The 26,083-nt window shown below is 38.4% G+C and carries 25 protein-coding genes and 7 tRNA genes; 28 read left to right on the top strand and 4 right to left on the bottom strand.

The window, feature by feature from the left end:
* Nucleotides 1–79: 79 nt before the first annotated feature.
* The 8 genes from icd to BHU72_RS16420 all read left to right on the top strand — a co-directional run bounded on the left by icd (nucleotide 80) and on the right by BHU72_RS16420 (nucleotide 8,359).
* Nucleotides 80–1,300 carry an isocitrate dehydrogenase (NADP(+)) gene (icd, locus tag BHU72_RS13645; protein ID WP_069703176.1) on the top strand — a complete coding sequence of 407 codons (1,221 nt, stop codon included), beginning with the start codon at nucleotides 80–82 and terminating at the stop codon, nucleotides 1,298–1,300.
* 159 nt (nucleotides 1,301–1,459) lie between these two features.
* Complete coding sequence (gene mdh / locus BHU72_RS13640; protein ID WP_069703232.1) at nucleotides 1,460–2,386, top strand: malate dehydrogenase; 927 nt, start codon at nucleotides 1,460–1,462, stop codon at nucleotides 2,384–2,386.
* 305 nt (nucleotides 2,387–2,691) lie between these two features.
* Nucleotides 2,692–3,534 carry a fumarate hydratase gene (locus BHU72_RS13635; RefSeq protein ID WP_069703175.1) on the top strand — a complete coding sequence of 281 codons (843 nt, stop codon included), beginning with the start codon at nucleotides 2,692–2,694 and terminating at the stop codon, nucleotides 3,532–3,534.
* A gap of 11 nt (nucleotides 3,535–3,545) precedes the next feature.
* Nucleotides 3,546–4,103 (top strand): Fe-S-containing hydro-lyase, encoded by a 558-nt coding sequence (locus tag BHU72_RS13630; protein ID WP_069703174.1) that lies wholly within the window; start codon nucleotides 3,546–3,548, stop codon nucleotides 4,101–4,103.
* A gap of 244 nt (nucleotides 4,104–4,347) precedes the next feature.
* Entirely contained in the window at nucleotides 4,348–5,460 is a 1,113-nt protein-coding gene (locus BHU72_RS16425; protein ID WP_069703173.1) for a methyl-accepting chemotaxis protein, read from the top strand.
* 126 nt (nucleotides 5,461–5,586) lie between these two features.
* On the top strand, nucleotides 5,587–6,300 hold the full coding sequence (locus BHU72_RS13620) for a response regulator (RefSeq protein ID WP_069703172.1): 714 nt from the start codon (nucleotides 5,587–5,589) through the stop codon (nucleotides 6,298–6,300).
* 27 nt (nucleotides 6,301–6,327) lie between these two features.
* Nucleotides 6,328–8,094, top strand: a complete 1,767-nt coding sequence (gene pnpS, locus BHU72_RS13615; protein ID WP_069703171.1) for a two-component system histidine kinase PnpS — start codon at nucleotides 6,328–6,330, stop codon at nucleotides 8,092–8,094.
* Between the two features lie 130 nt (nucleotides 8,095–8,224).
* Complete coding sequence (locus BHU72_RS16420; RefSeq protein WP_301553544.1) at nucleotides 8,225–8,359, top strand: hypothetical protein; 135 nt, start codon at nucleotides 8,225–8,227, stop codon at nucleotides 8,357–8,359.
* Nucleotides 8,360–8,428: 69 nt separating this feature from the next.
* Here the strand turns inward: BHU72_RS16420 and BHU72_RS13610 are convergent.
* A tRNA-Leu gene (locus BHU72_RS13610) sits at nucleotides 8,429–8,510 on the bottom strand.
* A gap of 185 nt (nucleotides 8,511–8,695) precedes the next feature.
* Here BHU72_RS13610 and BHU72_RS16415 point away from each other — a divergent pair.
* From BHU72_RS16415 to BHU72_RS13550, 12 genes are all read left to right on the top strand, one after another.
* On the top strand, nucleotides 8,696–9,259 hold the full coding sequence (locus tag BHU72_RS16415) for a hypothetical protein (RefSeq protein ID WP_069703170.1): 564 nt from the start codon (nucleotides 8,696–8,698) through the stop codon (nucleotides 9,257–9,259).
* A 222-nt stretch (nucleotides 9,260–9,481) separates the two neighbouring features.
* Nucleotides 9,482–10,474 (top strand): PstS family phosphate ABC transporter substrate-binding protein, encoded by a 993-nt coding sequence (locus BHU72_RS13600; protein WP_069703169.1) that lies wholly within the window; start codon nucleotides 9,482–9,484, stop codon nucleotides 10,472–10,474.
* 102 nt (nucleotides 10,475–10,576) lie between these two features.
* Nucleotides 10,577–11,557 (top strand): phosphate ABC transporter permease subunit PstC, encoded by a 981-nt coding sequence (gene pstC / locus BHU72_RS13595; protein WP_301553543.1) that lies wholly within the window; start codon nucleotides 10,577–10,579, stop codon nucleotides 11,555–11,557.
* 2 nt (nucleotides 11,558–11,559) lie between these two features.
* The gene (gene pstA / locus BHU72_RS13590; RefSeq protein WP_141709329.1) at nucleotides 11,560–12,435 is read left to right on the top strand and encodes a phosphate ABC transporter permease PstA; all 876 of its coding nucleotides are present in this window, start codon (nucleotides 11,560–11,562) and stop codon (nucleotides 12,433–12,435) included.
* 14 nt (nucleotides 12,436–12,449) lie between these two features.
* Complete coding sequence (gene pstB / locus BHU72_RS13585) at nucleotides 12,450–13,238, top strand: phosphate ABC transporter ATP-binding protein PstB (RefSeq protein WP_069703168.1); 789 nt, start codon at nucleotides 12,450–12,452, stop codon at nucleotides 13,236–13,238.
* A 96-nt stretch (nucleotides 13,239–13,334) separates the two neighbouring features.
* Nucleotides 13,335–13,994: a phosphate signaling complex protein PhoU gene (gene phoU / locus BHU72_RS13580; protein WP_069703167.1), complete on the top strand. Its 660-nt coding sequence runs from the start codon at nucleotides 13,335–13,337 to the stop codon at nucleotides 13,992–13,994.
* Between the two features lie 220 nt (nucleotides 13,995–14,214).
* Nucleotides 14,215–16,845: a DNA polymerase I gene (polA, locus tag BHU72_RS13575; protein ID WP_069703166.1), complete on the top strand. Its 2,631-nt coding sequence runs from the start codon at nucleotides 14,215–14,217 to the stop codon at nucleotides 16,843–16,845.
* 15 nt (nucleotides 16,846–16,860) lie between these two features.
* Nucleotides 16,861–17,691, top strand: coding sequence for a DNA-formamidopyrimidine glycosylase (gene mutM, locus BHU72_RS13570; protein WP_069703165.1), 831 nt, complete (start codon nucleotides 16,861–16,863; stop codon nucleotides 17,689–17,691).
* Nucleotides 17,692–17,740: 49 nt separating this feature from the next.
* A complete protein-coding gene (ytaF, locus tag BHU72_RS13565; RefSeq protein WP_069703164.1) occupies nucleotides 17,741–18,418 on the top strand; it encodes a sporulation membrane protein YtaF in 678 nt (225 codons plus the stop codon).
* 11 nt (nucleotides 18,419–18,429) lie between these two features.
* A complete protein-coding gene (gene coaE / locus BHU72_RS13560) occupies nucleotides 18,430–19,020 on the top strand; it encodes a dephospho-CoA kinase (RefSeq protein WP_069703163.1) in 591 nt (196 codons plus the stop codon).
* A 22-nt stretch (nucleotides 19,021–19,042) separates the two neighbouring features.
* Entirely contained in the window at nucleotides 19,043–19,582 is a 540-nt protein-coding gene (locus BHU72_RS13555; protein ID WP_176720495.1) for a lytic transglycosylase domain-containing protein, read from the top strand.
* Nucleotides 19,583–19,663: 81 nt separating this feature from the next.
* Entirely contained in the window at nucleotides 19,664–20,668 is a 1,005-nt protein-coding gene (locus tag BHU72_RS13550; protein ID WP_069703229.1) for a glyceraldehyde-3-phosphate dehydrogenase, read from the top strand.
* A gap of 61 nt (nucleotides 20,669–20,729) precedes the next feature.
* On the opposite strand, the gene BHU72_RS13545 is transcribed toward BHU72_RS13550, so the two are convergent.
* The 3 genes from BHU72_RS13545 to BHU72_RS13535 form a co-directional block, all read right to left on the bottom strand.
* Entirely contained in the window at nucleotides 20,730–20,972 is a 243-nt protein-coding gene (locus BHU72_RS13545) for an alpha/beta-type small acid-soluble spore protein (protein WP_069703161.1), read from the bottom strand.
* 179 nt (nucleotides 20,973–21,151) lie between these two features.
* The gene (locus BHU72_RS13540) at nucleotides 21,152–22,777 is read right to left on the bottom strand and encodes a Na/Pi cotransporter family protein (RefSeq protein WP_069703160.1); all 1,626 of its coding nucleotides are present in this window, start codon (nucleotides 22,775–22,777) and stop codon (nucleotides 21,152–21,154) included.
* Between the two features lie 306 nt (nucleotides 22,778–23,083).
* On the bottom strand, nucleotides 23,084–24,172 hold the full coding sequence (locus BHU72_RS13535; RefSeq protein ID WP_069703159.1) for an HD-GYP domain-containing protein: 1,089 nt from the start codon (nucleotides 24,170–24,172) through the stop codon (nucleotides 23,084–23,086).
* Between the two features lie 126 nt (nucleotides 24,173–24,298).
* On the opposite strand from BHU72_RS13535, the gene nrdR reads away from it, so the two are divergent.
* From nrdR to BHU72_RS13495, 8 genes are all read left to right on the top strand, one after another.
* Nucleotides 24,299–24,745 carry a transcriptional regulator NrdR gene (gene nrdR / locus BHU72_RS13530; protein WP_069703158.1) on the top strand — a complete coding sequence of 149 codons (447 nt, stop codon included), beginning with the start codon at nucleotides 24,299–24,301 and terminating at the stop codon, nucleotides 24,743–24,745.
* A gap of 130 nt (nucleotides 24,746–24,875) precedes the next feature.
* Nucleotides 24,876–24,951: transfer RNA gene (locus BHU72_RS13525), tRNA-Val, on the top strand.
* A 3-nt stretch (nucleotides 24,952–24,954) separates the two neighbouring features.
* Nucleotides 24,955–25,031: transfer RNA gene (locus BHU72_RS13520), tRNA-Asp, on the top strand.
* Between the two features lie 15 nt (nucleotides 25,032–25,046).
* Nucleotides 25,047–25,122, top strand: a tRNA-Phe gene (locus BHU72_RS13515).
* 6 nt (nucleotides 25,123–25,128) lie between these two features.
* A tRNA-Gly gene (locus BHU72_RS13510) sits at nucleotides 25,129–25,203 on the top strand.
* Nucleotides 25,204–25,207: 4 nt separating this feature from the next.
* Nucleotides 25,208–25,281 (top strand) — tRNA-Cys (locus tag BHU72_RS13505).
* Nucleotides 25,282–25,292: 11 nt separating this feature from the next.
* Nucleotides 25,293–25,381, top strand: a tRNA-Leu gene (locus tag BHU72_RS13500).
* A 210-nt stretch (nucleotides 25,382–25,591) separates the two neighbouring features.
* Nucleotides 25,592–26,080 carry a phosphatase PAP2 family protein gene (locus BHU72_RS13495; protein ID WP_069703228.1) on the top strand — a complete coding sequence of 163 codons (489 nt, stop codon included), beginning with the start codon at nucleotides 25,592–25,594 and terminating at the stop codon, nucleotides 26,078–26,080.
* The last annotated feature ends 3 nt before the right edge of the window (nucleotides 26,081–26,083 follow it).

Below are 26,083 nucleotides of genomic sequence, written 5' to 3'. Positions count from 1 at the left end.
GCGATTTTTACGATATAATTTTCAACTAATGAAACAGAGTATCACAAATCATGTGTTTCACTGAGGATAGGGAGGAATCATCTTGACAGGTTCAAAAATAACGATTCAAAATGGTAAGTTAAACGTTCCAAACAATCCAATTATTCCTTTTATTGAGGGAGATGGAATCGGGCCAGACATTTGGAGCGCGTCTGTTCGCGTGTTTGACGCGGCTGTAGCAAAGGCATACAACGGAGAAAAGAAGATTGCTTGGAAAGAAGTCTTAGCTGGTGAAAAGGCGAAGAACGAAACAGGTGAATGGTTGCCTGATGCGACGATTGAAGCAATGAAGGAATACATAGTAGGAATTAAGGGACCATTAACGACTCCAGTAGGTGGAGGGATTCGTTCTTTAAATGTTGCTCTTCGACAAATTTTAGACTTGTACGCATGCGTTCGTCCTGTTCGTTATTTTACAGGAGTACCTAGCCCTGTGAAAGAGCCTGAAAAGGTAGATATGGTGATTTTCCGTGAAAATACCGAGGATGTATACTCTGGTATCGAGTGGAGCGAAGGTAGCGAGCAAGCGAAGAAAATCATTGCCTATATCAATGAGGAGTTTGGTAAGAACATCCGTCCTGACTCTGGTATTGGAATTAAGCCAGTCTCTATTGAAGGTAGTAAGCGTCTTGTGCGTAAAGCGATTCAATATGCTATTGATTTAAAGCGTAGTAGTGTTACGTTAGTTCATAAAGGAAACATCATGAAATTCACGGAAGGCGCGTTTAAAGATTGGGGCTATGAAGTAGCTACTCAAGAATTCCGCGAGTACATTATCACAGAAGATGAACTATGGAATGAATATAATGGGAAAGTCCCAGAAGGCAAAATCGTTGTAAAAGATCGCATTGCTGACAATATGTTCCAGCAGGCGTTAATTCGTCCAGAAGAATATGATGTTATAGCAACGCTTAACCTAAATGGAGACTATTTGTCAGATGCTCTAGCTGCACAGGTTGGTGGTTTAGGACTAGCTCCAGGTGGAAATATCAGCAATCATATTGCGATTTTCGAAGCAACGCATGGAACAGCACCTAAGTATGCGGGTCTTGATAAGGTTAACCCAAGCTCTGTGATTCTTTCGGGTGTGATGATGCTCGACTATCTTGGATGGACAGAAGCAGCTTCCATGATTACCGAAGCTATGGAAAAAGCAATTCAACAAAAGACAGTCACTTATGACTTAGCGAGACAAATGGACCAAGCTACTGAGTTAAAGACATCTGAATTTGCTGATGCGATTATAAAAAATTTATCTTAGGCGAAATAAGTGCAACTAAGACATTCTCTTCGCGAAAGCTTGGCGAATGTCAAGTTTCTTTATAATATTCAAATAATTATCTTGGCTTAGTACTCTTATCAGTAGTAATATATTCTTATAGATGATTTTCAAGATTAATATAAAGGGAGAGGCGAAATGATGAAGAGAAATAAGATTACGATTATTGGGGCTGGAAACGTAGGTGCTACTGCAGCACATTGGGCAGCAAGTAAAGAGCTTGGGGATATCGTGCTTGTTGACGTAGTAGAAGGGGTACCACAAGGGAAAGCTTTAGATCTTATGGAAGCTGCGCCAGTAGAAGGCTTTGATTCAATTATCGTGGGAACTAACAACTACGAAGACACTGCTGATTCTGATGTAATTGTAATAACAGCAGGACTTGCACGCAAGCCCGGTATGACTCGTGAAGATTTAGTGCAAAAGAATTCTCAAATCATTCGCCATGTAACAGCTGAAGCTGTTAAGTATTCGCCAAATGCGTACATAGTGGTAGTAACAAATCCGCTGGATGTAATGTGTAAGGTTGCTTTAGAAGCTAGTGGTTTCCCTAAGCATAGAGTAATGGGACAATCTGGAGTACTTGATTCTGCTCGCTTCCGTACATTTATTGCTCGTGAATTAAATATCTCTTTTGAGGATGTTAGTGCATTCGTACTTGGTGGACACGGTGATGAAATGGTACCACTTGTTCGCTATAGCTATGCAGGTGGAATCCCAATTGAAACATTAATCCCTAAAGATCGTTTAGATGCGATTGTTGAGAGAACGCGTAAAGGCGGAGCTGAAATCGTGAATTTATTGAAGACAGGAAGTGCATTCTTTGCACCAGCTTCTTCGACAATTCAAATGGTGGAGGCAATCCTTAAAGATAAGAAACGCATTTTACCTGTGGCTGCGTACTTAGAAGGTGAATACGGTCAAAACGGTATATATCTTGGAGTGCCTGCTATCGTAGGTGGTAACGGCGTAGAGAAAATTATTGAAATCGAACTTACTGAGGAAGAGAAGCAAGCGTTACAAAAGTCTGCTGACATGGTGCATGAGACTTTAAAGGCTTGCAACTAATCTACATCAAATGAATACCCCGGGGATTTTCCCGGGGATTTTTCCGTTAATAATATTCTTAAAGAAAACTTAGTTCAGATGGAGTTTTTATTCCAACTGAACTTTAGTTGCACTTATTTCGAAGCTTGGCGGCACTTATCACTCACTTTCACCTAAGGGTACGTTATGGTTCTAATTATTTTAAAAATAGAAGAACCATTCTGTAGAAGTGGGAGTAATAGTAACGCCGCTGAGATAATATTCGTACTAATAGATTATTTGTTATATAAAATACAATAATATTTTACAAAGATGGGGTGAGGTCTATGAAGGAAATTCATGTAGATTCAATCACGGCAGCAGTAAAAGAATTATGTATGACAGCGAACTATGATTTAGGCCAGGATGTCGTCGACGCTTTCAAGAGCTACCATGAGAGTGAAGCAAGTCCAACTGGCAAGGGAATTCTCGAGCAATTATTGGAAAACGCTGAAATTGCAAAAAATGAGCGCGTACCAATGTGTCAAGATACTGGATATGCGGTATTCTTCGTGGAGTTAGGCCAGGATGTTCATATCCAAGGTGGAACATTGACGGATGCTATTAATGAAGGGGTAAGACAAGGCTATACGGATGGATACTTAAGAAAGTCCATTGTAGAGCATCCGCTAAATCGCAAGAATACAGGGGATAACACTCCCGCTGTAATACATATCGATTTAGTATCTGGCAATGAAGTGAAGATTACTATCGCTCCAAAGGGTGGCGGTAGCGAGAATATGAGTGGTATTAAGATGTTGAAGCCTGCTGATGGAGTAGAAGGTGTTAAGAATTTTGTAATCCAGCGAGTCAGAGAAGCGGGTCCTAACCCTTGTCCTCCAATCGTTGTAGGAGTAGGGATTGGTGGAACATTTGAGAAATCAGCACTACTCGCGAAGAAATCGCTGTTACGCAATATTGGGGAACGTCATGCTGATCCTGAGATTGCAGCATTGGAAGTGGAGCTTCTGACAAAGATTAATAAGCTTGGGATTGGACCACAAGGATTAGGTGGAACAACGACAGCGTTAGATGTATTCATTGATGTTTATCCTGCTCACATTGCGTCTTTACCAGTGGCAGTCAATATTAATTGCCATGCGGCTAGACACAAGTCAGTGAAATTATAGGAGGTGCTCTGATGGATTGGGTTCGAATCACTACACCAGCAACAGATGAAGATATCCGTAAGTTAAAAGCAGGCGACCGTGTGCTTCTCACAGGCTATATATATACTGCAAGGGATGCGGCACATAAGAAACTAGTAGAATTGCTTGATGAAGGAAAGGAACTACCTTTTGACATTCAAGGTCAGTTTATCTATTACGTAGGGCCATCTCCAGCGAAGCCAGGAAAAGTTATAGGTTCTGCTGGGCCGACAACGAGTTATAGAATGGACTCTTATGCTCCAAGACTGATTGAGCAGGGTTTGAAAGGCATGGTAGGTAAGGGGTCACGCAGTCAAGAAGTTCGTGATGCTATGGTAAACCATAACGCAGCGTATTTAGCGGCAGTTGGTGGGGCGGCAGCCCTGATTGCGAAATCAATTCAAGAAGCAGAGATTATTGCTTACGAAGAACTAGGTGCAGAGGCTATTCGCAAACTAAAAGTCGTTGATTTTCCAGCAATCGTTGTTAATGACGTTCATGGTAACGACCTTTACGAAGAAGGGGTAAAACAGTACTCACAACCAATGTAATATAGATGCTTTTAGATAATACTTATTTCGAGGCAAGGCGTTACTAATACTTCCGCTTATAGAAGGGGAGTATTAGTAACGCCGCTGAGTTAAAGTCAGTATGCATTAAATCATATGCATCTGGCTTTTTTTCTTCTTCATACAGTACTTTTAACAAAAGTTCGCGAAAGGTTTACATGCTCTTAATATACATCTGCTAATCTAGATACAGAAGGAAGCATTACATAGCAGAGGAGCACACCGATTGAACACATTACTCGATCATAAAAGTACGTATTTAGAAATCAGCCGAGTACCCATACTTGCATCCATTACACAAAATGTAAATGAAATTACAGAGCTGTTTGAAAAACACAAAGATGCTGCTTTAATTGTGATTATGGAGAAGGACAAAATTGCTGGAATTGTAGTTCGTTCACACTTATATAGGCAATTGGGACAAAGATTTAATAATGATTTATATCTATATCGTTCGATAACGAATCTTATGGAGACCAACTATTTAATGATTCATGAAGATGAGCCATTACATACAGTAATAAAGAAAGCAATGGAACGCAAGGAAGAAAACCTATACGATCCAATCATAGTAAGTACCATATATGGGATTCGTACTTTAAGCATCAGAGCGTTATTATTGAAAGTTAATTCGTTTCAGCGAGATAGTATGCTTTTACAAGCAGACAAGCTTACGGATAGCGTGAAAAACGCAAATGATCTAAGCGAATCATTTAACACTGTGAGTGCACATATTCACTCCCATGTGAAAGACTTTGAGGCACTCATGGATGTAATGGAAGATAGTAAAGAAAAGCTAGTGAAAATGGATTCTGTATATCAGAGTGTTACAAATATCTCAAAGATGCAAAGTGACTTATCGCTATCACTTCAGGAAAAAAGTGAAGAACTACTAAAATTCGTTGAGAATATTCTTTCTTTAGCCGACCAGACCAACATCCTATCATTAAATGCATCGATTGAGTCGGCACGAGCTGGCGAGCATGGTCGTGGGTTTGCTGTGGTTGCAGGGGAAGTGAGGAAACTTGCTGGTCATACATCGCAGGTTTCAAAGGAAATTAAAGACCAAATGGTGAATATATTTCTTATGATTAAAGATAATTCTAACACCACCATTGAAAGCCTTCATGAAGTAGAAGAAGTAAGAAGGGTTTTAGATTCCACGAAACAATCATTTCATACATTAGTATATGAAATTACAAAATCCAATCAAGAAATGGATAAAGTGAACCAACTATCTATGCAAGCATCAAAAGACGCCGTGAAAATGACGAAAGTCTTACAGCAACTATATGAGAATACGAAAAAAAATGCACAAAGTATAGTAACAGAAGAATAAATCAAAGATTCTAAAGTATAGCGTCTTGCTATACTTTTTTTGATTAGCTTGGCAAATACTAAGTTTTCTTTATATTTTTTTGAATTTTTGTTATTCTTACATCATGAGACAAGAGGGGGAGCAGAAATGAGTAGCAGAAAAATTCTAGTTGTCGACGATGAAGAATCGATTTTAAAACTAATTACATTCAATTTAGAAAAAGCAGGTTATGAAACGCTCACTGCAACGGATGGAGAAAAGGCAGTAGAAATTGCTGCAACACAGAAACTCGCCTTAATTATCCTAGATCTTATGCTACCAGGTATGGATGGCATGGACGTATGTAAATCAATTCGTCAGAATAAAATTAAAGTTCCAATCATCATGGCAAGTGCTAAAGATGATGAATTCGATAAAGTCTTAGGTCTTGAACTAGGTGCAGATGATTATATAACAAAGCCTTTTAGCCCGCGAGAGTTAATGGCAAGGGTAAAAGCGGTATTACGAAGAACCTCGGAAGCAAGTATGGAAAAGGAAGAGAATCCAGAAGAGATTATTAGTATTGGGGATTTGATTGTCAATATCAGTACTTACGAGGTAACGTTTCACAATCAATTAATAGAACTGACTCCGAAAGAATTTGAATTGTTAAAGGTCCTAGTAACGAATAAGGGGCGGGTCATTAGTCGTGACCACCTGCTAAACACAGTTTGGAACTATGACTTCGTAGGGGATACTAGAATTGTAGACGTCCATGTCAGTCATTTGCGAGAGAAAATTGAAGAAGATCCGAAAAAGCCTCAATATATAAAGACGATTCGAGGCATTGGTTACAAAATCGATTATAAAAACAATCAATAACTGGCTCATTTTTCAAGGAGATAATGTATGACTAGAAGTTTTCGATGGACCATTGTAGTACCACTCACTGTATTGATTCTGGTTACTTCAATCATTATGACTATGCTATGGCAGTATTGGTATGAAATAGATATGGAAGAAGCATATCGTGATCAATGGATTGCAAATCTTGGCAATGTTGAGTATCTTAACACGGAAGCTGAAGTCCAACGGTACCTAACAAATATCAGTAAGAAATACGCTGATGAGGATGTAATCATCAATATCTATGATCGTGATTTGCAGGTAGTATGGGAAGCAAAACCACAGAATCATAAGCAATTAGAACAACAATTTATCGCCTTTTCCGATTATTTATCCGATTTCATGCGGAATAATTCCAATGAGCATATGTTCTTCAAAAAGAAAAGTATGAAGGATCACAAAGAACATTTAATGGTAATCTATCGACTAAGCTTTGATGTTCCTCAGTTCATATTGGTATCGTATCCGATGGAAGAAATGATTGATAACAAATTGAATCAGAAGTTTCTGCTGCTAGTGATTATCATGATTGTTTTCACACTTTTAGGTGTAATTGTTGGTTTCTTTATTTGGAGGGATATATCCAATCCTTTAAAGAAAATCACTTCCATCGCTGGGAAGGTTACGGAAGGTCAATTTGAACATAGAGTGTATGTCAATCGTAAGGACGAATTTGATTTATTAGCGACGACCTTGAATCGAATGATTCAAGCAATTCGAGAAAAGGTTACAGAGCTGTCTGATGAGAAAAGTAAGTTAGAAGGCGTATTAAACAACATGTTAAGTGGCGTGATTCTCATTAATCAAAAGGGACAAGTACGTTACACGAATCCTTCAGCGGAAAGGATTCTGGTAGCTAGTAAGGAAAGTTTGATTTCCAGACATTACTCCGATGTGTTAGGTCCCTATGGTCTGCAAGAATTTATTGAAGACGCACTCCAACGGGGCGAGTTTTATCGAGACCAAATTAAGATACAAACTTCCATTCTTAGGGTAGTAGAGGTAAGTATCGTACCAATACGAAATATCAACCGATTGATACATAGTGTAATTGTTGTAATTCATGATATTAGCGATATTAAACGCCTAGAGCAAATTAGGGCGGAATTCGTAGCGAACGTATCCCATGAGTTGAAAACGCCGATAACTTCGATTAAAGGTTTCGCAGAAACGATCATCGATGGAGTGATTGACGATAAAGATACAACGCTGGAGTTTACCAATATTATTTATAAAGAGTCCGATCGCCTGAGTAAGCTTGTGCACGATTTGTTAGAACTGTCGAAAATTGAGTCCAGTGTCTACGCGATTGAAAAGCATAATGAAGATCTGGTTCAGATTGCTAGCGATGTCATAAAGAATTTAGGAAACGAAGCAACAAAGAGCGGAAAATCCTTAAAATTTGAATCAAATAAAGAAAAGATTTTTCATTTTGTCAATCGCGATCGAATGAAACAAGTATTTATCAATTTAATAAGCAATGCGTTAACGTATTCAAAAGAGAATTCCACAGTCTATACGAGAATTAATGAGTTTGATAACTGGATCGTCCTTGAGGTTGAAGATAATGGTATTGGAATTCCAGAAAAAGACTTACCAAGGATTTTTGAACGATTTTATCGTGTGCATAAGGATAGAAGTCGTGCATCCGGTGGTACTGGATTAGGGCTATCAATTGTTAAACATATAGTAGATATTCACAATGGCAACCTAGAAGTGGAAAGTAAAGTCGGAGTGGGAACAACTTTCCGTATTACATTCACGAAGTGATTAATCTCACGAATTAAGTTGACCCGAATCACTTATAAAAAATGAAAACTTTGTTACACTAGTCTTAAGTAAAGATTAAACATCAGATAGTAATGCTATCAATGTTACAAATAGACTAGGGGGTTACAAAATGTCAGAAGAAAAACGTAGCTGTACTGTTTGCAGTAAGAACGAAGATGAGCGTGTCCTTATTAAGGCAGTAGTTGAAGGGAAAGAAGGATATGTTTGTGTAAAATGTCTACCAGCGTTAATTCACGGTAGATAATTTCGTTAGGATGAAACAAAAAAACACAAGCACTGAATATCAGTGCTTGTGTTTTTTGTATGCTTTGTTTGGTACCGAAGGCCGGACTTGAACCGGCACGGTTGCCCGTACGATTTTGAGTCGTATGCGTCTGCCATTCCGCCACTCCGGCATGCTGCGTGATTTTTTATCACAAATTTTATTTTACATATATTATGACAAAAAGTCAATGTGTTTTCAGGAATATGTCTCTTCCAATGATAATTCAAATGAGGTATATATTACCGCTAATGTATTTTGGACAACAACAAAGAATAGTGAATGGTTCAAAATATCTCTTTAGGAGGACACCCAATAATGTACAATCAAATGAGCAGTCAAAATATTTCTGAGCAAATCAATCAATGTCAACAATTGTTAAGCCAGTTGATTCAACAAACGCAGCAATCAAACTCTATGTATCAACAAATGCTACAACAGGAGCAACAAAACGCGTCGCAATTAGAAGATATTGCAAGAAGAGAAAGACAAGCGACACAGATGATTCAAACTGCCCTTCAAGGCCATCAGTCTGCCATTCACAAAATGCAACAAGCAAATCAGATTTGCCAGCAATTAGAGACTGCCGTTATGAATACGACAATGAGTAGCGGTGTGAGCCATATGTCGCATATGCCAACACATATGTCGTCCATGTCAAGTGCGAGCTATCCAATGTCAAGTACGAGCCATCCAATGTCAAGTACGAGTGGTTCCATGTCTAACATGAATATGATGAATCAAATGCAGGGTGGTACGCAATATCATCAAAGATCTCAAAATGGATCGACTAATTCGATGAATACGGGTTCGTCTTACATGCCATCAGGCATACAACAATCCCAGTACCATGGGTATACTGATTCCAATCCAATGAGATAATAAAAAGCTGTTGATTAGCTATGGTCTAATCAAAGGCCATGAAAAACGTGGGTATCTACGTCTTTCATGGCCTTTTACATTTATAGTGGACATCTTTACAAAACCTTAACAATTCATTAAAACCAACTCAATATACGCACGTTACAATAAAAAATGTAAGTGAGGGACATCCTCATAAAACAAACATAAATTAAATGGGAATTTCCAGGAGGGTACTTAACAATGTCGAAAAGTTTCAAAAAAGCCGTACTTTTATTAGTAGTAGCTTCACTAATGGTATTTACAGTTGCTTGTGGAGGCGGCACTGCAACGCCAGCAGCTCCATCACCAGAAAAACCGCAAGCAGAAGCACCAAAAGCAGAAGCACCTAAATTATCAGGAAATGTACTAATTGATGGTTCTTCTACAGTTTACCCAATTCAAGAAGCTATTGCTGAAGAATATAGATCTGTTCAGCCAAATGTAAGAGTGACAGTTGGGGTATCTGGAACAGGTGGAGGATTCAAGAAGTTCACTGCTGGTGAAACTGACATGAGTAACGCTTCTCGTCACATAAAAGGTGAAGAGAAAGAAGCAGCTGAGAAAAATGGCATTGAGTATGTAGAACTACCATTAGCATATGACGGTTTATCTGTAGTTGTTAGTAAGCAAAATGATTTCGTGAAAGATCTTTCTGTAAACGAGTTACAAAAGATTTGGACTGGAGAAGCTACAAAGTGGAACCAAGTCCGTAAAGAGTTTCCAGATGCCGAAATTAAATTATTTGGCCCTGGTACAGACTCTGGAACGTTCGACTACTTTGTGGAAGCAATAATTGGTAAAGATAAGAAAATTACACCTAACTTTGTAGCATCGGAAGATGATAATATCATTGTACGTGGTGTATCAGCAGATAAGTTTGGTATTGCTTACTTTGGTTATGCGTACTATGAAGAAAACCATGACAAGTTAAACTTAGTTGCAATCTCACCTAAGGATGGAGAAGCTGCAATCCTTCCAACAGAGAAGACAATCAATGATGGAACATACGCACCTTTATCTAGACCGATTTTCGTATACGTAAATAAGAAGTCATTCAAGGAAAATCCACAAATTCAAGATTTCGCTTACTTTATGAATGAAAAAGCTGGTGAGTTAGCTCTTCAAGTAGGATATATCAACATGCCAGCACAGATGTATGAAGACAATAAAAAATTACTGGATTCTTTAAAATAGTCTAAATAATGAAACCTAAAGGCTATAAGTGTGATGTAGTATTACATCGCACTTTTGCCATGTATAAATATAAGGACTATGGGGGATAAGGGAGAGGTAAAGATGACAGATCACAACACGCTGGAAGCTAATTCAAAACAACAAATGAATAGCTTAAATCTCACTGTTAGAGATAAAATCAAAAATAAAACGGGAGTATCTGCTAGATACAATAAATTCGTAGAATATATTATGCCAAAAATCCTTTTTCTGATTTCTACAATTTCGATATTTGTTACTTTAGGTATTGTTTATACATTATTTGAATCAACAATCACGTTTTTTAGTTTCGTTTCCATTAAAGAATTCTTAACTGGAACGCGATGGACTCCATTGTTTGAACCACAGCAATTTGGAATTCTGCCCTTACTTTTAGGGTCTGTCCTTGTGGCTGTTATTGCGATTGCGATTGCTGGTCCAATAGGTCTGGGAGCAGCAGTTTACTTAAGCCAGTATGCACCTGATCGGGTGAAGAAGACATTAAAACCTATTTTAGAGGTATTAGCTGGAGTACCAACCATTGTTTACGGTTTTTTTGCATTGAATTTTATTACACCAGTACTTCAATCACTGATGCCGGGTTTAGGATTGTTTAATGCATTAAGTGCGGGTATAGCTGTGGGAATTATGATTATACCGATGATTGCTTCTTTAAGTGAAGATGCAATGGCAGCAGTGCCGAAACATATTCGTGAAGGGGCTTACGCATTAGGATCGACACGGTTTGAAGCTGCGTATAAGGTAATTATTCCAGGGGCACTCTCTGGAATTATAGCGTCATTTGTATTAGCAATATCCCGAGCGATAGGGGAGACAATGATTGTAACTATCGCAGCGGGAGCAATGCCGAATTTCACTTTTAATCCATTAGAACCAGTGCAGACAATGACTGCCTATATTGTGCAAGTTAGCTTAGGTGATACTCCGTATCGTAGTATCGCATATTATACGATTTATGCTGTTGGTATGACACTATTTATTATTACCTTTGTTATGAATATATTCGCGAACTGGCTAACGAAGAAATTTAGAGAGGAGTACTAAGCATGAAGATCAACAAAGACAAAATGAAAAGCCTGATCGTTCGACGCACTTACTATGATCGCATGTGGCAGGGACTCTTTCTATTATCTACATCAGTCGGTGTGATTGCTTTAATATTATTAGTATCTGAAATCTGGTCTGAGGGAAGCGGATGGCTCACTTGGGATTTCTTTAACAATTTTGCTTCAAGATTCCCTGAAAAATCAGGCATTAAAGCTGCTTTATGGGGAACTTTATGGATGATTGGCTTTACGATTCCGATAGCGTTTATTATTGGAGTGAGTACTGCATTCTACCTAGAAGAATATGCGAAAAAGAATGTCATTACGCGTTTTATACAAATTAATATTACGAACTTAGCTGGCGTTCCATCGATTGTTTTTGGAATATTAGGTTTAACATTATTCGTACGGGCAATGGACCTTGGTAGAAGTATCTTAGCTGGTTCATTCACAATGGCTTTACTAGTATTGCCTATTGTTATTGTAGCATCACAGGAAGCGATTCGCGCAGTGCCTGCTGATTTACGCCATGCATCATATGCCGTAGGTGGTACGAAATGGCAGACTATACGTAGAATTCTTTTCCCAGCAGCTTTTCCTGGGATATTAACAGGTATCATTCTTGCTACGTCCCGTGCGATTGGCGAGACTGCACCACTCATTATGATTGGAGCACTAACGTTCGTAGCGTTTACGCCAACAAGTGCAATGGATAGCTTTACGGTAATGCCAATTCAAATTTTTAACTGGATTTCAAGGCCACAAGCTGATTTCCAACATGTTGCTGCCGCAGGTATCATTGTATTATTGGTGATGTTAGTTTCACTAAATTCATTGGCAATCTATCTAAGGAATAAGCTGTCGACTAAGAGATAATGGGAGGACATATCATGGAATTTGCAACAAACAAGTTAGATATACAAAAGGCAGAAGTATTTCAAGTGAATAAATTGAATTTATACTATGGCAAGGATCAAGCATTAAAAAATATAGATTTATCAATTAATGAGAACGAGATTACGGCCATCATTGGCCCTTCTGGTTGTGGAAAATCAACATTTATTAAAACTTTAAACCGCATGGTAGAGCTAGTAGAATCTGTTCATACTGAAGGGGAAGTCTACTACCGTGGCAAAAACATTTTAGACAAGAAGTACGATTTAGTAGAGCTTCGTACGGATGTAGGAATGGTATTCCAAAAACCGAATCCGTTTCCTAAGTCTATTTTTGAAAATGTTGTATATGGTCCAAGGATTCACGGAATCAATGACAAAAAGTTGTTAATGGAAGTCGCAGAGAATAGTTTGCGTGGTGCGGCGCTCTGGGATGAAGTAAAGGACCGTTTGAATGAAAATGCCTATGGATTATCCGGTGGACAACAACAGCGTTTATGTATCGCCCGTTGTCTAGCAATCCAACCAGATGTGATTCTCATGGATGAACCTACATCTGCATTAGACCCTATTTCAACTCTTAAAATTGAAGAACTTGCCCAAGAATTGAAAGAAAAATATACAATTATAATCGTAACTCATAATATGCAGCAAGCAGCACGCATTTCTGATAAGACAGCGTTCTTCTTAAACGGGGAAGTTATTGAATATGATAGCACCACTACAATTTTCTCAAATCCTTCGGATAAACGTACCGAAGATTACATTAGTGGGCGCTTTGGATAAAGAAAACTCTAGTTGCCTGAGATATTTCTTGACATAACATTCAGTAAATGGCATAACATAAATATAGTTTATAACTAATATTAAAGGGTGGTTTTCATGGGACTTCAAAGAAAATCGTTTGATGCTGGTCTTACAGCACTAAATGAACGATTGTTAAATATGGGTACTGCAGTGGAAGAAGCATTGGATAAAGCGTTACAAGCGTTTGTTGATCATAACAATGACCTTGCGAAAGAGGTAATTGATCAAGATGGGGCAATAAATGACACTGAAGATACTATTGATGAATTAGTCATCCAATTGATCGCTCATCAACAGCCTGTAGCGAAGGATTTAAGAAGGATAGTTACTGCTTTGAAGATGAATGCGAACCTTGAACGTATGGGCGACCTAGCATGTAATATTGCAAAAACATCCATCCGTATGAAGTTAGAACCTGAATTAGAAGTAATCCAACAAATCCAAGAAATTGCTGCGATTGTGAAAACAATGATTCATGATATTATTCAAGCATATATCAATGAGGATGTGGACGCTGCGAAAGCAATTGCTTTAAAGGATGACACGGTCGACCGTTTGTATAAAGAATTCTTAAATAATTTATTTGCCCATATCCGTCAGAATCCTGACGAGGTCGAGACTTTAACCCAGCTTGCATTCTTAGGAAGACACTTTGAGCGTCTTGGTGACTATGTGACAAATATAGCAGAATACGTAGTATACATGGTAGATGCAAAGCGTTCGGATTTAAATTAATCAAAAGTTATTTGTATGAATTTTTAATATGTTGTTAGGTTGAATTTAATATGTCCCCTTATAGTAGACAGTTTCGATAGTAACTGTTTAGTGTGAGGGGATTTTTACATTGATGTACAGACTTAGATTTGTGCGCTAGCATGATTGCTTTGCTGAAAAGTCTTGAGTTATGATATGATACCTTAAGATTAAAGTTATGTGTTAATATGGGGGTATTCGTGTGGCTAGATTGCTTTTAATTGATGGAAATAGTATTGCGAATCGCGCATTTTATGCTTTACCACTACTAACGAGTAGTAAGGGTGTATATACAAACGCAGCGTTAGGGTTTACCACTATGTTATTGAGAATTCTAGAGGAAGAAAAGCCGGACTATATAGCCTGCATTTTTGACGCGGGAAAGGTAACGTTTCGCCATGCGTTTTACCAAGAATATAAAGGGACAAGACAAAAAACGCCACAAGAGCTCTCTGGTCAATTCCCAATGATTCAATCGATTCTTGAGGGTTTTGGCATTGCTATATATCAAATGGAAAATTATGAAGCTGATGATATAATCGGTACGTTCTCTAAACAAGCAAGTAACCAAGGAATAGAGACAATCATCGTATCTGGAGATAAGGATACATTTCAATTGGTTGGTGAACATACTAAAGTATATTTAACGAAAAAAGGTATTAGCGAAACTGAAATTATCAATGTGGAAGTTTTGAAAGAGAAATTCGACTTATCGCCGCAACAAATGATTGATGTAAAAGGTCTGATGGGAGATACATCCGATAATATACCAGGTGTTCCTGGGGTTGGTGAGAAAACAGCACTCAAGCTCATCCAGGAATATGAGACACTAGAAAATGTAATAGCGAACATCGAGCAAATAAAAGGCAAGTTAAAGGAGCGTTTAATGGAGCATCAAGAGCAAGCACTGTTAAGCAAAAGGCTTGCTACCATCGATTGTGAAGCACCTTTGACAATAGACTGGGAGATTGCTAGATATACTAGCTATGACAAAGAGAAGATATTACCGATATTTATGGACTTAGAATTTAAGCAATTAGTGGATCGATTAGGTCTATCAAAAGATGATGGATTCAATGACATTCAAATGGATGACATATCGTTTCGTAACATTACAGAAGAATCGCATCTAGCTGAAATTCAAATACTCGACCTGAAGGAGCCTATGGCCCTATACTTTGAGACAAGTGGTAGCAACTATCACAAGGATGAAGTAATCTCTCTTTCTATTGTCCAGGGGGAACATAGATTTCTAATTATGCAAGAACTCTTATATCATAACCAGTTAAAAGATATCATTGAAAATGCTAGGTTACTTGTTTATGATGCAAAACGCACATTTTTTATCGGGAATCGTTTAGGGGTTCGATTCTCTCAAATAGAAGCAGATGTAATGCTGATGAATTATTTATTAGATCCTACGGATAGTGACAAGGACATATCAGATATAGCGAATCAATATGGCATTCAATTGATTAAGGAAGAGACGATATTTAATAAGAAGAATAAAGAGATAACCAGAGACCACATCGCCAACTACCTTATGCAAAAGACAGAAGTGATTGGTAAACTAAGCAACCTACTGCTAGAAAAACTACAAGATAGTCAAATGGAAAAGCTTTTTACAGATTTGGAGCTTCCGTTAGCGATGATATTATCGGTTATGGAGAAACAAGGAGTAGCTGTCGATAGTGAGATATTAGCGACCATTGGACAAGAGTTATCAGAGCAGATAGAGAATGTTACGACTGAAATTTATACCTTGGCAGGGGAAGAGTTTAATATCAATTCGCCTAAGCAAATGGGACATATATTGTTTGATAAGCTTGGTTTACCACCAATAAAGAAGACGAAAACAGGTTATTCGACGAATGCAGATGTGTTAGAGAAATTAGCAGATCAACATGAAATTGTCGATCGAATTTTGTTGCATCGTCAACTTGTGAAATTAAACTCAACATATATAGAGGGTCTGCTGAAAGTGGTCAATCCAGAAACTCAAAGAATCCATACTTTCTATAATCAGGCGTTGACGGCAACAGGAAGGCTTAGTAGTACTGAGCCAAATCTACAAAATATTCCGATTCGATTAGAAGAAGGACGTAAAATTCGGAAGGCGTTTGTTCCATCAGAAAAAGGGTGGAAGCTATTAGCTGCGGATTACTCGCAAATTGAATTAAGAATTTTGGCACATATATCGAAAGACGCGCGAATGATTGAAGCATTCCATCAGGGAATTGATATTCATACAAAGACGGCTAGCGATGTGTTTGGAGTTCCTTTAGAAGCTGTCGATTCGCATATGCGTAGACAAGCTAAAGCTGTGAATTTTGGAATTGTTTATGGTATTAGTGATTATGGTTTATCGCAAAACTTAAATATATCTCGTAAAGAAGCAAAAGAATTTATCGACCTATATTTAGCGCACTTTAGCGGCGTGAAGGAATATATGTCGAGTATTATTAAACTTGCCAAGAAACAAGGCTTTGTTCAAACAATTCTTCATCGTAGAAGATATTTACCAGATATCCATAGCCCTAACTTTAATATCCGCAGTTTCGCAGAGCGAACAGCTATGAATACGCCGATTCAAGGTACAGCTGCTGATATAATAAAGCTCGCTATGGTAAGAATTGATGAAGAATTACAACAACGAAATCTTAAGACTCGGATGTTATTACAAGTGCACGATGAATTGATTTTTGAAGTACCTGAAGATGAAATTGTCATTATGACGCAACTAGTACCAGAAGTTATGGAGAATTGTATCTCATTGTCCGTTCCACTTAAGGTTGATTTAGCAGTTGGAGGTAACTGGTTTGATACTAAATAGAATTGGGTGATATGAGTGCCTGAACTTCCTGAGGTTGAAACAATCAAACGTACCCTTGAACAACTCGTGCTTCACAAAACGATTGAAGATGTTACTATAAATCTCGCAAGAATTGTGCGCTCCCCAGAACCAGATCAATTTAGGGCATTGCTAAAAGGGAAACAAATCCTTGCAATTGACCGTCGGGGAAAGTATTTATTGTTCCGATTAAGCTCGCACTACACACTGATATCCCACTTGCGGATGGAAGGGAATTATGGTGTATTCAACAGTATGGATGCTGCGGCAACTCATACCCATGTGATTTTTCATTTTGACGATGGTGAGGAGCTACGATATCGGGATACTCGACAGTTTGGTACAATGGATTTAGTGAAGAATCAGGATGTGGACCAACTTAAGTTTTTTCGAAATTTAGGGAAAGAACCTTTTGATTTAAGCCTGACAGAAAAGTTGTTTTATGAGAAGATAAAGAAGAAGAATAAGTCCATAAAAGCTGTATTATTAGATCAAGAGGTTGTAGCTGGTATTGGAAATATATATGCGGACGAAATACTATTCCGCTCACGGATTCGACCAGAGATGCTCGCCAACAACTTAACGAAACCAAAAATCCATGCGATTTATGAGAATATGAAAATCGTCTTAAGGGAAGCCATTGAGGCGGGTGGATCTTCTGTAAAGTCGTACGTGAATGGTCAAGGTAAGATGGGGTTGTTCCAACAGCAATTGTATGTGTATCAGAAACACGGAACACCTTGTTTGGTTTGTGGAGACGAAATTGTAAAAACGAGAGTAGCCGGCAGGGGAACTCACTACTGCCCAAAATGTCAAAAACTTAGATAAGCACCAACTCCTATTCATGCCCATATTCTAGGTATGAGGAGGAGTTAGAATGACATGGATATCCATCTTTGTATTAGCATTTGCTGTTAGTTTAGACAGCTTTGGTGTAGGCTTAACTTATGGATTGAGAAAAATTACCATTACTATTTTCCCGCTTATTGTCATTTCCTTGCTCTCGGCATGTGTAATTTTATTGGCCACACAGCTTGGAAGTGGATTATTATATATAATTCCAGAATTTTGGGCCCAGGCCCTCGGTGGTTTCATCTTAATCGTCATTGGTATATGGGCTATATATAATTTATTAACGCAAAAGGATAAAGTTCCTATTACGGAAGAGTCCAAGAATAACAATTTACGTGAACAAGGACATGAACAGGGTCCTAATCTCATAATTATAGAAGTAAAGCGGTTAGGGATTCTTATTCAAATTCTTCGCACACCTAGCAAAGCCGACATCGATCGCTCGGGTGCAATTAGTATTGCCGAGGCAGCAGTTCTTGGTTTGGCTCTTTCACTGGATGCATTCGGTGCTGGTATAGGTGCTGCGTTAGTTGGTTATCCGCCATTTTTGACAGCGCTATTGATAGGTGTCTGTAGCTTTGCATGCTTATATTCTGGGGTTTTCTTGGGAAAAACCTTTTCTGATGTAAAAATATTTCAAAAAGTATCTTACTTACCTGGTATGTTACTAATTGTTTTAGGCCTAACGAAAATATTCTATTAATGAGGGACCATATGAAAATAGGAATTACGGGCGGTATTGCTAGCGGGAAGAGTTTAGTCAGTCATATCATTCGAGAACATGGGTACACAGTTTTAGATGCTGATCGAATTGCTAGGGAGATTGTGGAGCCCGGTCGTCAAGCCTATCTGGAAATCGCACATCATTTTGGCTTGGGAATTCTTGATGACGTTGGCGATATTGACCGTGAGAAGCTTGGGCAGATTATTTTTCGTGATGCTGGACAAAGGGAAGTCCTTAACAAAATCACGCATCCGATTATTCGTAATACAATGCTTCAACAAGCAGAAGAAATAGAGAATAGCGAGGGAATAGTTTTTTTAGATATTCCCTTGCTGTTTGAAACGAAATATGAGAAACTTGTCGATGTTGTAATTGTGGTATTTGTCCCATTTGATATTCAAGTACAACGTTTGATGGATCGATCGGAAATTCCGGAAGATTATGCAAAACAAAAGATATCTACACAGATGCCATTGGATTTGAAATCTCAAATGGCTGATTTTGTGATTGATAATAGCGGGACAATCCATAATACGAAGCTTCAAGTAGAAGACTTGTTACAAGGTATAAAAGAGAAGTAAATCGGGGGGGTGATTGCGGGTTGTGAGAAAGAGATGGTGGCTATTATTACTAATTTTACTCATTCTATTTATTAATACGGATAAATTTTGGCAAACAATTTATCCTATTCAATATAAGTCTCTAATTTGGGATATTTCTGAAGAATTCCAGCAAGACCCATTTCTAATAGCTGCGATTATCAAAGTTGAAAGCCAATATGATAAGCGGCGTGTATCAAAAAAAGGAGCCATTGGTTTAATGCAGCTTATGCCAGCGACGGCACAATGGGGAGCAGAGATCAATAACATCACGTATACCGATATCGAAGAACTAGCTAGACCAGACTTAAATATAAGAATTGGAACTTGGTATGTACAATATTTACATAAGAAGTATAATGAGCGAACACCATTAGTTGTGGCGAGCTACAATAGTGGTCCCACACGAGTTGATAATTGGTTGAAAGATCAAGTCTGGGATGGAACTCTTGATAATATAGACCAAGTCCCATTTGGCGAGACGCGTCACTACTTGCAGAGGATTCAACATTTTTATGATATATATAAAAGAATTTACCAATAAAAGTTTTTGTTTTAATGCAGGATTTAATACTAAAATGTCGAAATATGATAATGGATTTTTATGTGAAGGGAGATTATTATGGTGCCAATTAAAATTGCTATCAACGGGTATGGACGGATTGGAAGACTAGTGCATAGAAGAGCGATCGAAGATGAGAATATTGAGGTGGTAGCAATCAATGCCAGCTACGATCCGACTGTGTTAGCTCATTTGTTAAAATATGACACGGTGCATGGTCAAATGAAACTAGAAATATCTGCTGATAATGATAATAAAACGATGACGGTCAATGGAAAGACAATTCAAATTATTGCAGAAAGAAATCCGGAGAAATTACCTTGGGGTGATTTAGGGATTGATATAGCTGTTGAGGCAACTGGTAAGTTCACAGACCGTAAAGGCGCTTCTCTTCATTTGCAAGCAGGTGCTAAAAAAGTATGTATTACCGCACCTGGTAAAGATGAAGATATAACGATTGTAATGGGTGTCAATGAGGAGCAATATGATAAAGAGAACCATCATATCGTATCCAATGCATCTTGTACAACAAACTGTCTTGCTCCTGTAGTAAAGGTATTACACGAAACATTCGGAGTTGTTCAAGGGCTGATGACGACGGTGCATTCTTACACCAATGACCAAAAGAACTTAGATAATCCGCATAAGGATTTACGTAGAGCAAGAGCTTGTGCAGAATCGATTATACCAACTTCTACTGGTGCAGCGAAGGCAGTAGGTCGCGTTCTGCCAGAATTAGAGGGTAAGTTAAACGGAATTTCCTTGCGTGTGCCTACACCGAATGTATCCATTGTGGATTTAGTTGTAGAGTTAGAGACTTCGGTAACGAAGGACCAAATTAACCAAGCGTTAAAGTCTGCAGCAGAGCAAAAGTTAAAAGGCATCCTAGAATTTTGTGACGAGCCATTAGTCTCCTCAGACTTTATCGGCAATAGTCATTCAAGTATTATTGATGGTCTTACTACAATGACGATGGGTGATAAGACTGCTAAGGTTTTTGCGTGGTATGATAATGAATGGGGTTACTCGTGTCGAGTCATTGATTTGGTAAAATATATGATGAAGTAGTTTTTTGCAAAAAAGAAAATATAAATACAAGAGGCACTGATTCAATCAGTGCCTCAAACCATTAGAATGTGCTAGAAGAAGAAGAAGAACCACCCATTAGTTGTTGTTCTCCAAGCTTCACAAGCTTACGAGTAATATGACCACCTACCGCACCACAATCGCGAGAAGTCATTGTACCCCAGTAACCGTTTTGTGGAGTTTGAATTCCAAGTTCAGAAGCTACTTCGTACTTGAATTGATCTAATGCTTGGTAAGCCTCAGGTACTACTAAGAAGTTACTTGGACGCTCTTGACCGATACCCATGTGTATTCACCTCCTTTGCGTTGATGTATCCTTATTATGTGATAATTCGAAAAGGTGATACTGGGAGAGTAGTGGATGTAGAGGAAACACTTACATGGAATAATACATGGAATACAGCAAACTTTGAGAAATGCATAAAGGGAACAAGGACTCTATCCTTGTTCCCTTTATGCATTTCTTTAATATTCTCCAAGTACCGATCTAGCGATATTGTATGCATGGTCACCAATGCGCTCTAAATTACTTAAAGTATCAAGGTATACAATACCAGCATTTCCAGTACAAACGCCATTGTTTAATCGCTGGATATGGGCTTTTCTAAACATTCGTTCATACATGTCAATTTGTTTTTCATTTTCCATAACCTTACGGGCTAATTCCTTGTCATTCTTTTCTAAAGCTTCGATTGCCATGCGAATAGATTCGTCTACGGCAGCAACCATAGTTTTCAAATCGTTGTAACCTTCGTCAGAAAACACAATTTTCTTGTCCATCTTATAGTCGCCAAGCTCTAGAATGTTCTCTGCGTGGTCACCAATTCGTTCAATATCATTAATGGTTTGGAATAAGATGTTATGTTGATTGGAATCCTTTTCAGAGAGAGAATTCTGTGAAAGTTGAATCATATATTCAGTAATTTTCTTATCTAGTTCGTTCACAAGGGCTTCTTTTTGCATTGCTATGGATGCGCGTTTATGATTACCCTCGAAGAAATATTCTGACGCGTCATTATAGGCTTCTCGAGCATAATTTCCCATACGAGTTAATTCATTGACTACCTGTCCTAGAGCTACATTTGGAGTCGATAGGAAATGAGGGTTTAAATGTTTTGTCCCAAATTCTATTTCTACATCGTTTCCAGGTATCATTTTCGTAACAACAGCAGCGAGGAGTCCGGTAAGTGGTAAGAATATTAACGTATTGCTAACGTTAAAAATACCATGTGCATACGCAATCTGTAACTTAATGTCTGCACCTGTATGAGATGCTATCCATATCACGAGTGGTTCAAACCACCCTATTAGTAGTAAGAAAATAATGGTTCCAAATGCATTGAAGATAAAATGAGTAAGTGCTGCTCGGCGAGCACTAATACTAGCTCCGATAGCAGCTAAAGCGGCGGTAATCGTAGTACCTATATTTTCTCCAAACAATATCGGCAATGCCTGATGGAAGGTTACACCACCCTGATACGCTAGTTCTTGTAACACCCCGATCGTTGCAGTACTACTTTGTACAACTGCTGTAAAAACTGCGCCAACTAATACACCTAGAATCTTCACGTCGCCCAATGTAACCATAAGATCTTGGAAGACCTGCCAAGAACGAAGTGGTTTCATACTATCAGACATTAAATTCAACCCGAGAAATAGCATCCCAGCACCAAAGATAACTTGTCCGAAATAGTTAATGCGCTTTTTCTTGGTGAAAAACAGTAAGACCATACCGACGCCTATCATGGGAAGTGCATATTTACTGATTTTAAATCCAATGAGAAAAGCTGTTACGGTTGTTCCAATATTAGCACCCATGATTACACCAATGGCTTGTCTAAGAGTCATAAGGCCTGCGTTTACAAACCCGACTGCCATTACAGTTGTACCTGTGCTACTTTGGATAATACCTGTAATTAAGGCTCCTGCTATAACACCCATTACTGGATTGGTTGTCATTTTTTCTAATAGCTTCCGTAATTTTTCACCTGCTGTTTTCTGTAACCCGTCCGACATGTAATGCAACCCGAATAAGAAAACCCCTAAACCACCAAAGAACGAAAAAATTAAATCCTGCCAAGAAATATCCATAAATCCCTAAATCCTCTCTTTTAAGTATCTTGTAAGAAATATTGTATCCTCTTATTGTTGTATAGTCTCTAATGTTATTATTTCCTTTATATCTTTTTAAAAGAATTTATTTTACTGGTATTTTTATTGCTTCAATTTTTTAGCTTTCGTCATAGGGTTAATTGCTTAGGTTATTCGTATTGTTTTCTCGTGAAGATTTGGTTAAGGTTTTGTAAACCCTCAATCATTATACATGAATGTTATATGAATAGAAACACATAAGTTTTAGAAATTCATCAAATTTCGACAAATAAAAAAGGCAAGCGCTTAACTTGCCGGTGTAGATAGTATCATAGTTGTTAGGTGTTGAGTTAAATCAATTTCGTAAGGAGCTGTTAAATCAATGCCGTTAGGATCAGTAATGACTCGTACAGTTGGCCGTTGAGGGTAATAATTATCAACTTTAGTTACTACAGCCGTTTCTCCAGTATTCAGAGTAACGGTTAATCCGATAGGATAAATAGCTATGTTTTGCACGAATTTCTGAATAATCTTATGTTCAAAATAATAGTCCCCGCCACCTAATATTAATTCGAAAGCCTCATGGGGTAAATAGGAGCTTCTATATACGCGATTTGATGTAAGGGCATCATACACATCAGCGATTGCCACAATTTTAGCAAATTCATGCTGTTCATTGCCAGTGATTCGTCGCGGATAGCCGGAACCATCAAATCGTTCGTGATGCTGAAAAGCGACATGGGCAGTTCGTAAGGAAATGCCAGGCTGATTTTTCAATATTTCATAGCCGTATTCCGAATGCTTTCGCATAATGTCAAATTCTTCATCTGTTAACCTACCCGGTTTACATAAAATACTCATAGGGATTCGCGTCTTTCCGATGTCATGAAGCATAGCGCCAATTCCTAAATCGATGAGATCCTTTTTGGGATAATTCAATGCTAAGCCAATGGCAGTAGCAAGGATTCCGACATTTACACTATGATGATAGAGGTAGTCATCTTTGCTATGGATATTCACCATATGGTACATGACTTGCTTGTTCTGACTTAAATCCGATATGATATCGTCCAAGAGTTTATTGAAATCTTTAGCTAGCGTAGGTGTAGATACAACAGAACGATCTTTTTGCTGTGCAAATAATGTCGTCATAGTTTTATTTACTTTTTGTAAGGCTTGTCTGCGAGTTTGTTCACTAACAATATCATCAATCATAATATCATCAGTACGTTCATCTTCTATATATACATAAGGGATTTGCATATCACTTAGACGTCTAATTAGTGAGGATGTTAACGCGACATTACTATTTAATAGAATTTGTCCGTTATCATTCAAGATGTTTTTCGCTAAAACCTGCCCCTCAACTAATTTCGAGACTGTTACTAATCGCACGGAAAATCCTCCAGTTCTTGATTCTGTAAGGTCAAAGATGTTTCTTACATTGTATAAAAAAAACAATCAGTATACAAGGTATATATGTTATAATATTTCAAAGTTATGTGAAAGAGTGGTGAATCTATGCGTTGTCCGTTTTGTGAATCGATGCGTACTAGGGTGCTTGACTCAAGGCCCTTTAATGATGGAAAACAAATTCGGCGCCGTCGTGAGTGCGAGCAATGCAGTAAACGTTTTACAAGCTATGAAATTATTGAACAAAAGCCCATCATTGTCGTGAAAAAAGATGGAAGTAGAGAAGAGTTTGACCGCCAGAAATTAATCAGGGGATTACTTAGAGCTGGGGAAAAACGAAATATTCCTATTGTCACATGGGAAGATTTAGTGGATACAATCGAAAGAGAAATTCAAAATGAAATGAAAAGCGAGATTCCAAGCACTGAAGTAGGAGATCGAGTATTAGAGAAGCTGAAACATATAGACGTGGTAGCGTATATTCGTTTTGCATCGGTCTACCGTGAGTTTGAAAATGCTGCTGCTTTTATGGAAGAGCTCAAAACATTAATTTAAATAAAGGTATTGCATGCAAGCGGCAATGTTAGTATAATAAAACTTGTCCTCTTGGAAATGAAATCATTTTAAAAGAATTTGTTGACAAGAGATTCATGGTATGATACAATAAATTTTGTCGCTAAGAAATGGACGGTTAGCTCAGCTGGGAGAGCACCTGCCTTACAAGCAGGGGGTCGGCGGTTCGATCCCGTCACCGTCCACCATTAGGAGCTGTGGTGTAGAGGCCTAACATGCCTGCCTGTCACGCAGGAGATCGCGGGTTCGAATCCCGTCAGCTCCGCCATTTTTATCATAGTACGGCTTGGTAGCTCAGTCGGTAGAGCAGTAGACTGAAAATCTACGTGTCGGCGGTTCGATTCCGTCCCAAGCCACCATATTTTGCGGAAGTGGCTCAGTGGTAGAGTATCGCCTTGCCAAGGCGAGGGTCGCGGGTTCGAATCCCGTCTTCCGCTCCATTAAGGCGGCATAGCCAAGTGGTAAGGCAGGAGACTGCAAATCTCTTATCCTCAGTTCGATTCTGAGTGCCGCCTCCACAATACACCCTGCCGGGGTGGCGGAATTGGCAGACGCACAGGACTTAAAATCCTGCGAGGCTCAAATCTCGTACCGGTTCAAGTCCGGTCCTCGGCACCAAAGCGCAGCGCTAGTGAAAACTAGCGCTTTTTTAATATTAATTTTCCGTTAAGGTGAGAATAGGATTAATAAGTAAACTTTATAGATCAATAACGATACCTTAATAATTTAATATTATGATAAAGAGGAAATATATACTCGCAATAGGAGGGGTTATACCTGAGTCGATTGGTTCATTGGCTTTCAGTAAACGATCAGCGAGCATTTACAATGGTAAATTGTCAAATGAAATGTAGATTCCTCGATGTAGCATTTCCGATTATTACGCATTTAGGCGGTGCAACTTTTACGTTGTTATCTTTATTATTTCTAATGATGTTCTTTTCGGAACTTCGCTTAGTGGCAGCGCAATCACTGTTATCCCTAAGTCTTAGCCATGTGATTGCTCATATTATTAAAAAGGCATATTGCCGTCCACGCCCTTATAATGTCCTCAGTGCAGTCAACCTTTGTGCGCATCCACTTAAGGATTATTCCTTCCCATCAGGTCATACTACAGCTGCTTTTGCTATTGCTGTTATGTTTTCAATGTATTTCTCGTTTTTAGCACCAGCACTAATTTTCATGGCTTTTCTTGTAGGTTTATCGCGTATGTATCTCGGATTACATTATCCGACGGATTGTATTATAGGAGCTTTCTTGGGATCTTTCACATCAGGAATCGTCGTCTATGTATCAAAAGTTTTGTTTTTACAGTAAGGA

This window comes from Desulfuribacillus stibiiarsenatis (genome assembly GCF_001742305.1).
Taxonomy (GTDB): Bacteria; Bacillota; Bacilli; order Desulfuribacillales; family Desulfuribacillaceae; genus Desulfuribacillus_A; species Desulfuribacillus_A stibiiarsenatis.
This window is presented reverse-complemented; position numbering and strand designations above follow the sequence as displayed.

Excerpts from the sequence above, each read along its gene's own strand:
- BHU72_RS13635 (WP_069703175.1), top strand. The coding sequence starts at position 2,692 with ATGAAGGAAATTCATGTAGATTCAATCACGGCAGCAGTAAAAGAATTA.
- BHU72_RS13545 (WP_069703161.1), bottom strand. The coding sequence starts at position 20,972 with ATGGGTATCGGTCAAGAGCGTCCAAGTAACTTCTTAGTAGTACCTGAG.
- pstB (WP_069703168.1), top strand. The coding sequence starts at position 12,450 with ATGGAATTTGCAACAAACAAGTTAGATATACAAAAGGCAGAAGTATTT.
- pstC (WP_301553543.1), top strand. The coding sequence starts at position 10,577 with ATGACAGATCACAACACGCTGGAAGCTAATTCAAAACAACAAATGAAT.
- coaE (WP_069703163.1), top strand. The coding sequence starts at position 18,430 with ATGAAAATAGGAATTACGGGCGGTATTGCTAGCGGGAAGAGTTTAGTC.
- BHU72_RS13630 (WP_069703174.1), top strand. The coding sequence starts at position 3,546 with ATGGATTGGGTTCGAATCACTACACCAGCAACAGATGAAGATATCCGT.
- BHU72_RS16420 (WP_301553544.1), top strand. The coding sequence starts at position 8,225 with ATGTCAGAAGAAAAACGTAGCTGTACTGTTTGCAGTAAGAACGAAGAT.
- mdh (WP_069703232.1), top strand. The coding sequence starts at position 1,460 with ATGAAGAGAAATAAGATTACGATTATTGGGGCTGGAAACGTAGGTGCT.
- BHU72_RS13495 (WP_069703228.1), top strand. The coding sequence starts at position 25,592 with ATGGTAAATTGTCAAATGAAATGTAGATTCCTCGATGTAGCATTTCCG.
- BHU72_RS13620 (WP_069703172.1), top strand. The coding sequence starts at position 5,587 with ATGAGTAGCAGAAAAATTCTAGTTGTCGACGATGAAGAATCGATTTTA.
- pnpS (WP_069703171.1), top strand. The coding sequence starts at position 6,328 with ATGACTAGAAGTTTTCGATGGACCATTGTAGTACCACTCACTGTATTG.
- phoU (WP_069703167.1), top strand. The coding sequence starts at position 13,335 with ATGGGACTTCAAAGAAAATCGTTTGATGCTGGTCTTACAGCACTAAAT.
- BHU72_RS13540 (WP_069703160.1), bottom strand. The coding sequence starts at position 22,777 with ATGGATATTTCTTGGCAGGATTTAATTTTTTCGTTCTTTGGTGGTTTA.
- BHU72_RS16415 (WP_069703170.1), top strand. The coding sequence starts at position 8,696 with ATGTACAATCAAATGAGCAGTCAAAATATTTCTGAGCAAATCAATCAA.
- ytaF (WP_069703164.1), top strand. The coding sequence starts at position 17,741 with ATGACATGGATATCCATCTTTGTATTAGCATTTGCTGTTAGTTTAGAC.
- BHU72_RS13600 (WP_069703169.1), top strand. The coding sequence starts at position 9,482 with ATGTCGAAAAGTTTCAAAAAAGCCGTACTTTTATTAGTAGTAGCTTCA.
- pstA (WP_141709329.1), top strand. The coding sequence starts at position 11,560 with ATGAAGATCAACAAAGACAAAATGAAAAGCCTGATCGTTCGACGCACT.
- nrdR (WP_069703158.1), top strand. The coding sequence starts at position 24,299 with ATGCGTTGTCCGTTTTGTGAATCGATGCGTACTAGGGTGCTTGACTCA.